At 58.1% G+C, this 13,076-nt stretch carries 11 protein-coding genes and 1 pseudogene; all 12 read left to right on the forward strand.

Translation table 11 applies throughout. From position 1 onward, the window contains the following. Positions 1–21: 21 nt before the first annotated feature. The 12 genes and pseudogenes from EV691_RS00550 (at position 22) to EV691_RS00605 (ending at position 12,990) form a co-directional block, all read left to right on the forward strand. On the forward strand, positions 22–1,002 hold the full coding sequence (locus EV691_RS00550) for a glycosyltransferase (RefSeq protein WP_131297985.1): 981 nt from the start codon (positions 22–24) through the stop codon (positions 1,000–1,002). A 25-nt stretch (positions 1,003–1,027) separates the two neighbouring features. Then, positions 1,028–2,155: an FAD-dependent oxidoreductase gene (locus EV691_RS00555; RefSeq protein WP_131297984.1), complete on the forward strand. Its 1,128-nt coding sequence runs from the start codon at positions 1,028–1,030 to the stop codon at positions 2,153–2,155. 62 nt (positions 2,156–2,217) lie between these two features. Continuing rightward, on the forward strand, positions 2,218–3,012 hold the full coding sequence (locus EV691_RS00560) for an NAD-dependent epimerase/dehydratase family protein (RefSeq protein ID WP_131297982.1): 795 nt from the start codon (positions 2,218–2,220) through the stop codon (positions 3,010–3,012). Beyond that, positions 3,009–3,845, forward strand: a complete 837-nt coding sequence (locus EV691_RS00565; RefSeq protein WP_131297980.1) for a sugar phosphate isomerase/epimerase family protein — start codon at positions 3,009–3,011, stop codon at positions 3,843–3,845. The genes EV691_RS00560 and EV691_RS00565 overlap by 4 nt, the downstream gene beginning before the upstream one ends. Further along, positions 3,842–4,198 carry an EamA family transporter gene (locus tag EV691_RS00570; RefSeq protein ID WP_039803658.1) on the forward strand — a complete coding sequence of 119 codons (357 nt, stop codon included), beginning with the start codon at positions 3,842–3,844 and terminating at the stop codon, positions 4,196–4,198. Before EV691_RS00565 ends, EV691_RS00570 begins: the two co-directional genes overlap by 4 nt. Before the next feature lie 83 nt (positions 4,199–4,281). Then, positions 4,282–5,559, forward strand: a complete 1,278-nt coding sequence (locus EV691_RS00575; protein ID WP_131297978.1) for a hypothetical protein — start codon at positions 4,282–4,284, stop codon at positions 5,557–5,559. A 55-nt stretch (positions 5,560–5,614) separates the two neighbouring features. Next, complete coding sequence (locus tag EV691_RS00580; protein WP_131297976.1) at positions 5,615–6,439, forward strand: glycosyltransferase family 2 protein; 825 nt, start codon at positions 5,615–5,617, stop codon at positions 6,437–6,439. A gap of 67 nt (positions 6,440–6,506) precedes the next feature. Beyond that, positions 6,507–8,588: a polysaccharide biosynthesis protein gene (locus EV691_RS00585; protein WP_207390176.1), complete on the forward strand. Its 2,082-nt coding sequence runs from the start codon at positions 6,507–6,509 to the stop codon at positions 8,586–8,588. Between the two features lie 398 nt (positions 8,589–8,986). Continuing rightward, positions 8,987–9,883: a beta-1,6-N-acetylglucosaminyltransferase gene (locus tag EV691_RS00590; protein ID WP_131297974.1), complete on the forward strand. Its 897-nt coding sequence runs from the start codon at positions 8,987–8,989 to the stop codon at positions 9,881–9,883. A 328-nt stretch (positions 9,884–10,211) separates the two neighbouring features. Further along, positions 10,212–11,222 (forward strand): glycosyltransferase family 2 protein, encoded by a 1,011-nt coding sequence (locus EV691_RS00595; protein ID WP_131297972.1) that lies wholly within the window; start codon positions 10,212–10,214, stop codon positions 11,220–11,222. Positions 11,223–11,301: 79 nt separating this feature from the next. Beyond that, a pseudogene (locus EV691_RS00600) lies at positions 11,302–11,854 on the forward strand (IS30 family transposase). A 206-nt stretch (positions 11,855–12,060) separates the two neighbouring features. Beyond that, positions 12,061–12,990, forward strand: coding sequence for a hypothetical protein (locus EV691_RS00605; RefSeq protein ID WP_131297970.1), 930 nt, complete (start codon positions 12,061–12,063; stop codon positions 12,988–12,990). Positions 12,991–13,076: the final 86 nt, after the last annotated feature.

Here is a 13,076-nt window from a genome sequence, read left to right on the forward strand (position 1 = left end):
ATTTCTGGAGGACTTCCAGCGATGGTGTTTCCTGTCTTCCTGACGGTGATCTTCGTCATGCGCAACCAAGCGTCCTGTCTGGAAGGACTGCTGACCGAGGCGGCCGCCGAGATCGCGGCGCTCGTCAGCGACTACGAGCTGGTCATCATCGACAACGCCTCCCATGACGACAGCCTCGCGGTCCTCCAGCGACTCACCGGCGAAAACGGGCTGGCCAACCTGCAGGTCTACGCCCTGAACAAGGAGGTGGACATGGATACCGCCTCCTGGGTCGGCCTGGAGAACGCCCTGGGCGACTACATCGCGGTCATCGATCCCTTGTGCGACGACATCGGCTTTCTGCCGGCCATGCTCGAACGCGCGGTGAACGGTGCCGAGGTGATCTTCGCCAGCAATCGACAGAAGCCTGCGCAGGGCCTGGCCTACCGGCTGGCCTACGCCTTCTTCAACGTTCTCTATCGTTGCTTCAATGACATTCACCTGGCCAGGGAAGCGCCGCAGTACCGCATCCTCAGCAGGCGCGTGGTCAACTTCATCCTGCAGCATCCCCAGCCGGCCATCACCTACCGCCATCTTCCCGCCAGCGGAGGCTTCGCCCGCGCCAACCTCAGCTACAGCGCACGCCCCAGAGGCAGGGTCAGCAAGCACCTGTTCGACAGCATCGACCGCGGCATGCGCCTGCTGGTGTCGACGACGCACGCGCCCATGCGCCTGGTGACCTCGCTGTCGCTGTTCGGCGCGGTCGCCAATCTCCTGTACTCCGTGTACGTGATCGCGGTGGCCCTGTTCAAGTCCGACATCGCCCCCGGCTGGATCAGCGTCTCGCTGCAGCAGTCCGGCATGTTCTTCCTGATTTCCCTGGTCCTGCTGGTGTTGGGCGAATACATCCTGACCATGGCCAGCCTGTCGAGCGAAGGCCCGCGCGTCTACGTCAGCCAGGAGTTCACCAGCGCGCGCATGACGCGACGCGAAAAACTGAACGTCGAGGAAGCGCTGTCCTAATCGATCCCCTGCCAGCGAGTGTCCGATGCCCACGTCTCCAGCAGACCAGGATGCCATCGTGATCGGTGGCGGTTTCTATGGCTCCGTCATCGCCGTTTACCTGGCGCGGCAGCGCGGACTCAGGCATATCGCCCTGATCGAGCGCGAACCGGCCCTGCTCAGTCGCGCCTCCTACAACAACCAGGCGCGGGTGCACAACGGCTACCACTATCCGCGCAGCTTCACCACGGCCTATCGCAGCCGGGTCAACCTGCCCCGCTTCGTGCGCCAGTGGCCGGAAGCAGTGAAGCAGGACTTCACCAAGCTGTATGCGATCGCCCGTCAAAACTCGAAGGTCACCGCCCGCCAGTTCGAGCGCTTCTGCCGGGAGATCGGCGCCAGGCTTCAGCCGGCAACCCCGACGCTGCGCGCGCTGTTCGAGCCGCACCTGATCGAGGACGTGTTCATGGTCGAAGAGTACGCCTTCGACGCCACCCGGCTGGCCAGCTGGGCCGAGCGCGAGCTGCAGGCCTGCGGCGTCCGGATTCGTTACGAGACGCAGGCCACCGCGATCTTCCGTGGCGCAAACGGCACGCTGCAGGTGACGACGGAAACGAATCGGGGAGTACGGGAAAGCCTTTCCTGCCGCTACCTGTTCAACTGCACCTACAGCGGGCTCAATCAGTTCCAGGGGGACTTTTCCAGGACCCGGACCGGGCTCAAGCAGGAAATCGCGGAAATCGCCCTGGTACGGATGCCCTCCCCCCTGCAGGGACTGGGCATCACGGTCATGGACGGGCCCTTCTTCTCGCTGATGCCCTTTCCCTCGCGCGGCCTGCACAGCCTCAGCCATGTCCGCTACACCCCGCATCTGCACTGGGACGATGCGCCCGGCATCGACCCTTACCGGAAACTGAAGGGATACGCGCATGAAAGCCGGGTCGACCGCATGCTCAGGGGCGTGGCCCGCTACATGCCCGGCATGCTCGAGGCGACCCCTGTCGATTCCCTGTTCGAGGTCAAGACCGTGCTGGTCAAGAACGAGGGCGACGACGGAAGGCCCATCCTCTTCGAGCAGCACCACGAACTGCCGAGCTGTTACTCGGTGCTGGGCGGCAAGATCGACAACATCTACGACGCTCTCGACAAGCTCGATGAGCAGGAGATCGCGTGAAGGGCGCTGTCCCCTCCGGAGCGATCCCCTTTTCACCGCCGATAGAATCAAGAGTTCTCGCCATGACTGACGCACTGATCGGCTTTTCCGGATTCGTCGGCTCCACCCTGCTGGCCCAGGCCCGCTTCGATGCCCGCTATCGCTCGACGAACATCGGGGAAATCGAGGGTCGGACCTTCGACAGCGTCGTTTGCGCCGGCGCCCCCGCGCAGAAATGGATCGCCAACCGCGACCCGGAAACGGACTGGCGGAACATCGAGGCCCTGATCGCCCATCTGCAAAGACTGCGCTGCCGCCGGTTCGTGCTGATCAGCACCGTGGACGTCTTCAGGAACCCCTCGGGCGTGGACGAAAACAGCCCTGTCGACGAGTCGGGCCTGCAGCCCTACGGCCTGCACCGCCGCCGCCTCGAGCAGTTCGTCGAACGGCATTTCCCCGGGCACCTGATCGTTCGCCTGCCGGGACTGGTGGGGCCCGGCCTGCGCAAGAACGTCGTCTTCGACCTCCTGAACGACAACAGCCTCGAGGCGATCGATAGCCGCGGCGTTTTCCAGTTCTACCCGATGGTCAACCTCTGGTACGACCTCCGGACCGCGCTCGCCGCCGGCCTGACGCTGCTGCACCTGACCGCGGAGCCGCTCGGCGTGGCCGAGGTCGCACGCCAAGGTTTCGGCAGGCCCTTCGACAACCGCCTGGCCGCCCCGCCGGCGCGCTACGACCTGCAGACCCGCCATGCACGGCTTTTCGGCGCTGCCGGCCGCTACCAGTACAGCGCCCGGGAGAGCCTGCAGGCGATCAGGGCCTATGCGCAGTCCGAGCCGTTCGCCCGCACGTCCGCCGCAGAAGAGAAGGCATGAGACTGGCCATTTCCAACATCGCCTGGGACCGCGACGAGGACCCGGCGATCGCCGGGCTGCTGCAGGAGCGCGGAGTCGATGCGATCGATGTCGCTCCAGGCAAGTACTTCCCGGAGCCCGGCCAGGCAAGCGCGCAGGACATCGCCCACGTCAGGCGCTGGTGGTCCGAACACGGCATCGAGATCACCGGCATGCAGGCGCTGCTGTTCGGCACCCGGGGCCTGAACCTCTTCGGCCCGGCACAAGTGCGCGAGGCGATGCTGAAGCATCTCGCCGCCGTGTGCCGCATCGGTGCGCTCCTGGGAGCCCGGCGGCTGGTGTTCGGCTCGCCGAAGAACCGCGACCGCAGCGGCCTGGACGACCGAACGGCGCTGGAGCAGGCAATCCCCTTCTTCCGGCAGCTGGGCGACATTGCCCAAGCCGAGGGCGTGACCCTCTGCCTTGAGCCCAATCCGTCCCGCTACGGCGCGAATTTCCTGACCGGCAGCGTCGAGACCGCGCAGCTGGTGCGGCTGCTCGCCCACCCGGCGATACGGATGCAACTGGATACCGGGGCCCTGATCCTCAACGGTGAAGACCCGCGGGCCGTGCTGGAGGACTGCTCGGCATTGATCGGGCATGTCCACCTCAGCGAGCCCGACCTGCTGCCGCTGGGCGACGGGGGCACCGATCACCCGGGGCTGGCGGGCGCCCTGGCGCGGTTCCTGCCCGAGCATGTGGCGACCATCGAGATGCTGGCCACCGAAACCGAGCCGCACGCCGCCGCGATCGGGCGCGCCCTCGACGTGGCCATCCACCATTACCGCGACCATGGGAGTGCAGCCAGGCCATGAAGTGGCTCATTCTGCTACTGGGCATCGTCGCCAATGCCTCCGCCAGCGTGCTGGTCAAGCTGGCGATGATGCCGCCGCGCAAGTTCCCCTCCCTCGACAAGCCGCTGGCGGCCCTGCAGAACTGGCCGTTCTGGCTGGGCCTGGGCCTCTACGGGGCGGCGTTCCTGCTCTACGCCGCCGCGCTGGTTCGTCTCCCGCTCAACGTGGCGCATCCGATCCTGACCGCCGGCGCGGTGGCGACCGTAGCCCTGTTCTCGCTGCTGATCTTCCGCGAGACCTTCCACTGGACGACAGGGGCCGGAATCGTGCTGGTCATCGCGGGTGTGGCGCTGATCACGGCACGGATGGCTTGAAAAGCCAGCAGCCCCTGTTCGAAGGATTGCCCAAACCCTGCAACCTTTCAGCATCTCATCTTCATTTCCGGAAGAAACGAGACATGTTCAGACAGCTCACGCACAGCGCGGCCACAAGCTACTTCCTGTTTGCCCTGGTGCTATTTGCCGGCCTGGCATTCCTGCAGCGGGACGGCAATGCCCTGCCTTTTTTCTACAAGGACTATCCGACCTATCCGGTCAACGGGGAGAAGCATTTCGATCGCAACAGCGAGAACCTGGTGTTGAACCGGATCGATTTCGCCGCCCGGGATATTCCCTATCCTTACCACTTCCATCTGTGGCGGAGCGGCCCGAGGCAGACAGGGCCTGCTGAACGGCAGTCGGATACCGGCCCGTTCCCGGATACGGCGCTCGACCAACTCCACGGAGCACCCTACCGCTCGCAGATCGGCGTGCAGGCCTGGTTCTGGGCCGGGCTGACCGAGTGGCTGGACATCCGCGACGGAAGCTATCAGCTCCAGAAGGCCCTGTCGGTCCTCTTCGCCTCTTTGCTGGCAGCAGTGCTTCTGGTCTGGGTGAGAAAAAACCTCGGAGCCCTGCCCTCGCTGGCTGGCCTCGCCTTTTTGACCTTGTCGACCGGCATGAACCTTTTCGCCGGGTCGCTCTATTGGTCGCTCTGGCTGTTCTTGCTCCCGCTTGCCGTCACCTGCCTGCTGGACATGCTCGGTATCCGCAACCGGTACGTCCTATTCATCGCCACGCTTCCGGCCTTTTTCGTCAAGTTCCTTGCCGGCTATGAATTCATCACCGTCATTGTGCTGGCCGCCATGACCCCGTACGCCTGGGATTTTTTCATTCGCCATAGCAAAGCTGCTGCATTTCGGGCAGCAATTGTCGGGGCCTCGAGTATTGGAGCCTTCCTGCTCAGCTTTCTCTGTTACGAGTGGCTGTTCCGTGCCGACTTCGGGCTGTCCGGAATCGATCATCTTCTCGGGCGTTCGCAAGCGTGGTCTGTCTTCCAGACCTTGGAGGATCGGGGCCTGACGCCAGGAATTCAGGCCGCCAAGTTGTTGACCATGAATTTCATCGACCTCAATGGCTATGGCATTCCCTTGGGGGTGTGCCTGTTAGTGATCGCTCTCGCCCTGATTCATGCGAGAAATCAGCTTCGGGCGGCGGAGATGGGCTTTCTGCTGTTCATGCTTCTCGGCTCCACCAGTTGGCTCTTCATCCAGCCGGGGCATCTGCTGTTCCATCCCCGCTATGCGACTCTGGTGTTTTCGCTGCCATTCGGACTGTTCGCGGTCGGCCTTCTCGCCAGGCTGTTCGAGGTCCGCTATCGCCTGAAAAAAGCTGCACGCGCGCTTGCCACGCCCTGATGCCGGCTCGCGCCGCTCAGGCTTTGCCAGAGCCTTTCTTTATGGAAGAACGAAGATGACTTCCGATACCACGGCTACCGCCCGCAGCCACTGGCAGGTTCCCGCCTTCGAAACGCCCTTCTGGCTCGGCCGCCGCCATCGATGGTGCGTGGTGATCCCGGTCATCAACGAAGGCGTCCGCATCCGCAGCCTGCTGTCCCGCATGGCGACCCTCGACGTCGCTGCCGTCGCCGATCTGCTGATCGTGGATGGCGGCAGTACCGACGGCTCGCTGGAATCGCAAACCTTGCAGCGGCAAGGCGTATGCGGGCTGCTGGTCAAGACCGGCCCGGGCCGGCTGAGCGCCCAGCTGCGCTGTGCCTACGCCTTCGCCCTCGACCAGGGCTACGAGGGCATCGTCACCATCGACGGCAACGACAAGGACGACCCGGAGGCGATACCCCGCTTCATAGAGGCCCTCCAACAAGGGGTGGACTTCGTCCAGGCCTCCCGCTTCATCCCGGGGGGCGGCGCGGAGAACACGCCGCGGCTGCGGTATTTCGCCATCCGACTGCTGCATGCGCCGCTGCTCAGCTGGTTTTCCGGGTTCCGCTGGACCGATACCACCCAAGGCTTCCGCGCCTACAGTCGAAAGATGCTGCTCGATCCCCGGATCGCGCCGTTCCGGGACATCTTCAGGAGCTACGAGCTGCTCGCCTATCTATCCTGCCGCGCGCCCCGGCTTGGCTATCGCTGCATCGAGCTGCCAACCGTCAGGCGTTATCCCAGAGACGAGGTGCCGACCAAGATCGGTGCCGTCACGGGCCACCTCTCGCTGCTGCTGGTGCTGCTGCGGGCCTGCATCGGAACGTACGACGCCCCTTCAGGCGGCTCCGGCTAGACGGGCCGGAAGCCGCCATTCCAGCCCTTATCGGCGCAAACCAAGACGCACGGGGGATCATCGCCCGATGAAATCGCCGCTCAAGGAACCCTCTCAACCCATTCGACAGCGTCTGCTGGACCTGTCCCACGGCCACAAGCGGCTCATCCAGGTCAGCGTGGATGTCCTGCTCGTCTGGCTGGCGCTCTGGCTGGCCTTCTACATCCGTCTGGAAGACATGCGCCTGATCCGCCCCTTCGGCGGTCACGCCTGGCTATTCCTCTCCGCACCGGCCATCGCCCTGCCGATCTTCGTGCGCCTGGGCATGTACCGCGCGGTCATGCGCTATCTGGGCAACGAGGCGCTGCTGACCATCGCCAAGGCGGTCAGCCTGTCGGCGCTGCTGCTGGGGGTGGTGGTCATCCTGCATACCCATACGACGCTGCTGATTCCCCGCTCGATGATCTTCAACTACTGGGGCCTGAGCCTGCTGCTGATCGGCGGCCTGCGCCTCGCCATGCGCCAGTACTTCACCGGCGACTGGTTCAACCTGCGCGAGCTGTCCTTCAGGCGCCCGAACGACTGCCTGCCCCGGGTGGCCATCTACGGCGCGGGCTCGGCCGGCAACCAGCTCGCCCATGCGTTGCTGATGGGCCATGCGCTGCGCCCGGTGGCCTTCATCGACGACGATGCGCACCTCGCCGGACGGACGATCGCCGGCCTGCCGGTCTACGCCCCCGAGCAGCTGCCGCGCATGCTGAAGGAAACCGGCGCCGCGGAGATCGTCCTGGCGATCCCCTCGGCCAGCCGCAGCCGGCGCCGCGAGATCCTCGAAATGCTGCAGGCCCATCCGCTGCCGGTGCGTTCGATGCCCAGCATCGCCAAGCTGGCCTGCGGCCGTCTCACGGTGAACGACCTTCAGGAAGTGGACATCGCCGACCTGCTCGGCCGCGATGCGGTGCCCCTGCAGCCCGAACTGCAGGAGCGCTGCATCCGCGAGCAGGTGGTGATGGTGACCGGCGCCGGCGGCTCAATCGGCGCGGAACTGTGCCGGCAGATCCTCGCCAACGGCCCGGCCACGCTGATCCTCTTCGAACACTCGGAATACAACCTCTACAGCATCCACGGCGAACTCGAGCAGCGGGTCCGCCAGGACGGCCTGACGCTGCGCCTGGTACCCGTCCTCGGCTCGGTCCGCCACGGCGCCCGCCTGCTCGACACGCTGCGCCACTGGGGCGTCGACACGCTCTACCACGCCGCCGCCTACAAGCATGTGCCGCTGGTCGAGCTCAACGTCAGCGAGGGCGTGTTCAACAACACCTTCGGTACCCTGCGCGCCGCCCAGGCGGCAGTGCGCGCCGGGGTGCGCAACTTCGTGCTGATCTCCACCGACAAGGCGGTGCGTCCCACCAACGTGATGGGCGGCAGCAAGCGCCTCGCCGAGATGGTGCTGCAGGCCTTCTCCCGGGAGCGCGAGCTGGAGCTGTTCGACGAGCCTGGCCTGGCGCCGCAGCCCAACCGCACCCGCTTCACCATGGTCCGCTTCGGCAACGTGCTGGGCTCGTCCGGCTCGGTGATCCCGCTGTTCCGCGAGCAGATCCGCAGCGGCGGACCGATCACCGTCACCCACCCGGAGATCACCCGCTACTTCATGACCATCCCCGAGGCCGCGCAACTGGTGATCCAGGCCGGCGCCATGGGCGAAGGCGGCGACGTCTTCGTGCTGGACATGGGCGAACCGGTGAAGATCCTCGACCTGGCGGAGAAGATGGTGCGCCTGTCCGGCCTCTCGCTGCGCACGAAAGGCAACCCGGACGGCGACATCGAGATTCGCTTCATCGGCCTGCGCCCGGGCGAGAAGCTCTACGAGGAACTGCTGATCGGCGACGGCGCGACGCCGACCAGCCACAGCCGGATCCTGCGCGCCCACGAGGAGCACCTGCCCTGGCAGGAACTGAAGCTGCGCCTCGAGGCCCTGGCCGGAGCGCTCGAGGCCGACGACTTCCCGCGCATCCGCGAGCTGCTGCAAGGCACCGTCAGCGGCTACCGGCCGAGCCCGGAAATCCTCGAACGGCACCCGCAGGAACAGCCGGGCGGCGGCCACACAGCACCCGCCTGGATGCACCTCGTCGTGCCGCAGGAGGCACGGCCGAACAGCGAAAACCCGTGATCGATACTGGCCGGCCTATGCTGCACAACAGCCACTGCCGATGCCAGGCAACATGGGGCAGACACGCATGAACACCCTCACTCTATTGGCCAAGAGAGCGCCAAACAGTCGAGCAACGTCATTGTAAACATTACCAATACATACAACAGATGGGATTTTTGCTCAAAAACCTTATGACCCTTCCGAAGCACATTTGAAGAAGCTGAAACTAGAAGTTTCCTTTATCTACCACATAGAAAAATTAATATATACAGCACCACCACGGGAAGCCTCAGTTAAAACACAAACAACCCAATTGAAAGTTGAATCCATGCACTCAACCAAAAAACTTACCATCCCCTGAAGGCATTTAACATAAAACAGCACTACTACATTGAAAATTTAAAACCTCAAGCCGAATGAAAAAAATAGCCTATTTAATCTTAGCCCACGATGACCCCATCCACTTTGGAAAGCTTGTAAGGGCCATTGATTACCAATCTGACACTTACGTGCACATAGATGCAAAAAGTGATGAAAAACAGTTTAGAGCAGAATGCCCTGCCGGAGTCACATTTGCAAAACGGCGACTCCCTATCACTTGGGCTGGCATATCAATGGTCGACGCCTTACTAAACCTTATCGAAGAAGCGCTTAGATTTAAAGATCAATACACTCATTTTGTTTTCATTACGGGCTCAGACTATCCAATCAAAAGCCCAAAAGAAATATATACAAAACTAACCAACAACTCCAAGCACGAGTTTGTTCGCTATATCGACATGCGAGAGTCTCCCGAACACTACATGAAGCTTATAACCAGAAAATATTTTCTCGAGCCTCTTTTTCGATCAGAAAAAAGATCAATCAAGTCAATTGACAATATACTCAGAAAGTACCTGCGCCGGTTACGAATACCAAACAGATGGAGTGATAAAATCATACCATATTGCGGCCATACCTGGTGCGCATTAACTCCAGAGTGCTGCTCATATATCCTAGAATTTCACAATAAAAATCCTTGGTTCTACAAGGTCAACAAATATACATTTGCACCAGACGAACATTATTTTCACACAATAATTGGAAACTCTCCTTTTGCCGCAAATTCTGATGGATTACAAATCTATCAAGGCCGCGGAATATGGCGACTTGTCAATTTCCACCTAATATGTCCAACATTGAAAAAATGGTTCACCCTAGAAGACTGGGACCAAATATCTGGATCAGATAAATATTTTGTACGAAAGGTAAACTCAATCCAAGGCGCAGAACTAGTTTCCACAATAGATAAAGAGCTACTTGATAAATCATAAATCAGTAATCGACCAAGCAAAGTATCAAATTATCCACACCACGACAAAATAATAATCACCATTGAAAAATCAAAAACAAACCAGAAAAGCCCTCCCGACTGTATAAAATACGACTAGTCGGTGCCGCTCAGACGGTTTCTGTCAATCATGGCAAAAACCTCAGTCTCAACTGATGGGCTTATGTCAACGTGCATCTAAGTGCCTGAAGAAAAATAATCCGGAATTCTGCAAGAGAATATTTTTTCGCGGCCCCTTAATTAAATCAAAAATGCACAAATATTCAATTTACCCTAAATTCGCCCTTTGCTCTATAAAGCCAGAAAATGCCATGAACTCAGAAAAAGTCAGCATAATCATACCTGTCTATAATGTCGAAAAATATCTTGCCGAATGCCTGAACTCGGCCATTTCCCAAGATCATGGCAACATAGAAATCATCGCAATCAACGATGGCTCTACCGATGCAAGCCTGTCCATACTCGAGGAGTTCCAAGCCAAGCACGATAACATGATAGTCAGGAGCATAAGAAACCAGGGACTGTCAGTTGCCAGAAATACAGGGCTAGAAATCGCGACCGGCGATTACATCTTATTCCTAGACAGCGACGACTTCATAGAGAAGCATACCGCATCCACCTGCCTGAAGCACTTCAGGCAACATCAGACAGATATTGTCTTCTTTTCACCAAACGTATTTTTCGACGGAGTCAGCGAAGATGTAGGCCGTAAATTTAAAAGTGAAAGCATTACAGATCTACAAAATGAATCCTGTCCAGCACACCTCTTTTTCACCAAGTCGATAAACCTAAAAAAATACCAAGTCTCAGCATGCTTATATATCTACAAAAAAAACAAACTTGGCAATATAAAATTTCACCCTAAGACACTATATGAAGACTGCCTATTCACAACCAGACTACTGCTTGAAAACAACAACGTAAAAGTCACCTGCATTCCTGACAAGCTTTACAACAGGCGTGTCCGACCAGAGTCCATCATGACTCAAAAAAAACAGGAAAAACATGTCTTGGGATACCTTATCGTCGCCGAAGAACTCCTAAAGCTCAAACTAACCAAAGAAAAAAGCGAAACAGGGAAGGCATTGAACCATTTTATTCAAGTCATGCTGAGCAACGCATCAACCACATATAGAATTGTTTATAACCACAAACTTTCTCATCACATAAGGAAAAGATTGATAATTCTATACTCAAAAACAAGACCAACCCTGAGAACCTTAAAAAACATTGCGCCATATATCTTTCCAGAGCTATTGGAAATAATAAATTTATTAAAAGCTTTTACAGTCAATAAATCTACCGGTGGCAGCAAATTCTGAGTGCAACACCTGACTGTTTCGGTAGGGTGTTACCATGTCTTATCACGAACTCAGCGTTGCCGAACGCACCACGATCTAGATCGGCTTACTGAAAAAGCTCAGCCAGCGCAGGATTGCCCGCCTGCTGAACCAGCCCTTCCACCATCAACCGCGAGATTCGGTGCAACCGTACAGCTCATGGGCACTACCTCACCCATGAGGCTCAACAGCTCATGTTGGTCTGCCGCCGCTACAGAAAGCGGCTGCCTGGCAATGAGCTGGCAGGACAACCCGCAAGCCACGCTCCGGTGGGGTGAGCCGGCGCAACCAGCCCACCGACATGGTCAGCATCCACATGCGGCCGCCGGAGATCGAGGATCGCCTGATGTTCCCTGGTCAAGCGCTGATGTGCGATCTATTTCTGCAATCCGCACAGCCCCTGGCAGCGCGGCAGTAACGAGAACATCAACGGCCTGATCCGCCAGTACCTGCCCAAAGGCACGGACCTGTCGGTCTACAGCCAGAAGCATTTGGATGCGATTGCCTATGAGCTGAGCATCCGGCCGCGCAAACGCTTCGACTTCAAATGCCCGATCGAAGTCTTGACGGAAGTAATGGCGAAGCAGCATGAAGTGCCTGCTTCAATCCAGTAACCGTGTTGCACTCAGCTTCTGCAACCGCCCCCTATCTGGCACTTACCCCACAGCTACTCAGTACCGAGCTCAATCAAGTACATCGGATCAAGCACAAGGTTGAAAACCGAACAATCCTTAGTTCCATGTGAAAAACAAAACCCTGCTGGCGAGGCTCTTCGGCACCGGAACATCACAAACGGACTCGAAACCTAAAAACATAAATCATGAACAATATAAAACAAGGCTATCAATTGTTCGCCATAGGCGACAGCAAATACCTGCAGCTGGCCATAAACTGCGCAGCATCCATAAAGTACTGGGATAAAAGTCGCCCCATACAACTAGTGACAGACAATCCAAAGACACTCACCAAGAAAACCCTGAAAAAACTGTTCGACACGATAACCATCATTTCTGCAGATTCTTTTTTCTGCGGCCCCCTGATCAAGCTGAAAATGTATGAACACTCGATCTACCCCGAAACAATGTTCGTCGACGCCGACTGCCTGCTATTGAAGAACGATATCGATCACTACTGGGAGCTACTCTCGAACAACTATGACGTCACAACCCCTGGGAACTATCTCTCCACGGGAGAGTGGTACAAAATGCGCATTGAAAAAATATGTGAAATTGCGCAGACCCCTAGAATCCTGAAGATGAACAGCGGTGTTTTCTATTTCAAAAAAAATGAAATTTCAGAAAAATTCTTTGCCTCTGCGATATCGGCTGTCACCGAGCTCGGAAACTTCACAGGCCATATCCATCGAGGGACCGGTCTTCCTGATGAGCCGTATTTCGGAATAGCCTTCGCCCGTGAAAACCTTGTGCCATTCCCTATAACGGATGAAAACGGAAACGGCCTGATGATTTCGACCATAAGATCCAAGGATCATAGATTTACTCCCCTACCCGGAACTTGCGAATTCATAAAAGAAGAAAGAAGAGTTTCTCCGAGCCTATGCCACTTCGTTGGACTGAAGCCTTCCATCGAATATCAGGAACTCTCAAAACAATATAGACATCTTCTAGGAGTACCCCAGACTTCCGTAGTAAAAAAATACCTCGGATGGATCACTTCACGGCTAACGCCAAAGAAACTGAAGAGCTGGCTTTCCGGAAATGGAGTAAGACTGGCAGCCTGGCGTAAATGACAGGCCACCGATGAGGACAACTCGGGCAGGCCTTATAGCTAGCCAACATACGCACGAAACAATCCAACCTCACCCCTTGTTCTATA

It is taken from the genome of Azotobacter chroococcum, from assembly GCF_004339665.1.
GTDB classification, from domain to species: Bacteria; Pseudomonadota; Gammaproteobacteria; order Pseudomonadales; family Pseudomonadaceae; genus Azotobacter; species Azotobacter chroococcum.

What these genes read in the sequence shown, in the direction of transcription:
- EV691_RS00550 (WP_131297985.1), top strand. Translation starts at nt 22, where the DNA reads ATGGTGTTTCCTGTCTTCCTGACGGTGATCTTCGTCATGCGCAACCAA.
- EV691_RS00555 (WP_131297984.1), top strand. Translation starts at nt 1,028, where the DNA reads ATGCCCACGTCTCCAGCAGACCAGGATGCCATCGTGATCGGTGGCGGT.
- EV691_RS00560 (WP_131297982.1), top strand. Translation starts at nt 2,218, where the DNA reads ATGACTGACGCACTGATCGGCTTTTCCGGATTCGTCGGCTCCACCCTG.
- EV691_RS00565 (WP_131297980.1), top strand. Translation starts at nt 3,009, where the DNA reads ATGAGACTGGCCATTTCCAACATCGCCTGGGACCGCGACGAGGACCCG.
- EV691_RS00570 (WP_039803658.1), top strand. Translation starts at nt 3,842, where the DNA reads ATGAAGTGGCTCATTCTGCTACTGGGCATCGTCGCCAATGCCTCCGCC.
- EV691_RS00575 (WP_131297978.1), top strand. Translation starts at nt 4,282, where the DNA reads ATGTTCAGACAGCTCACGCACAGCGCGGCCACAAGCTACTTCCTGTTT.
- EV691_RS00580 (WP_131297976.1), top strand. Translation starts at nt 5,615, where the DNA reads ATGACTTCCGATACCACGGCTACCGCCCGCAGCCACTGGCAGGTTCCC.
- EV691_RS00585 (WP_207390176.1), top strand. Translation starts at nt 6,507, where the DNA reads ATGAAATCGCCGCTCAAGGAACCCTCTCAACCCATTCGACAGCGTCTG.
- EV691_RS00590 (WP_131297974.1), top strand. Translation starts at nt 8,987, where the DNA reads ATGAAAAAAATAGCCTATTTAATCTTAGCCCACGATGACCCCATCCAC.
- EV691_RS00595 (WP_131297972.1), top strand. Translation starts at nt 10,212, where the DNA reads ATGAACTCAGAAAAAGTCAGCATAATCATACCTGTCTATAATGTCGAA.
- EV691_RS00605 (WP_131297970.1), top strand. Translation starts at nt 12,061, where the DNA reads ATGAACAATATAAAACAAGGCTATCAATTGTTCGCCATAGGCGACAGC.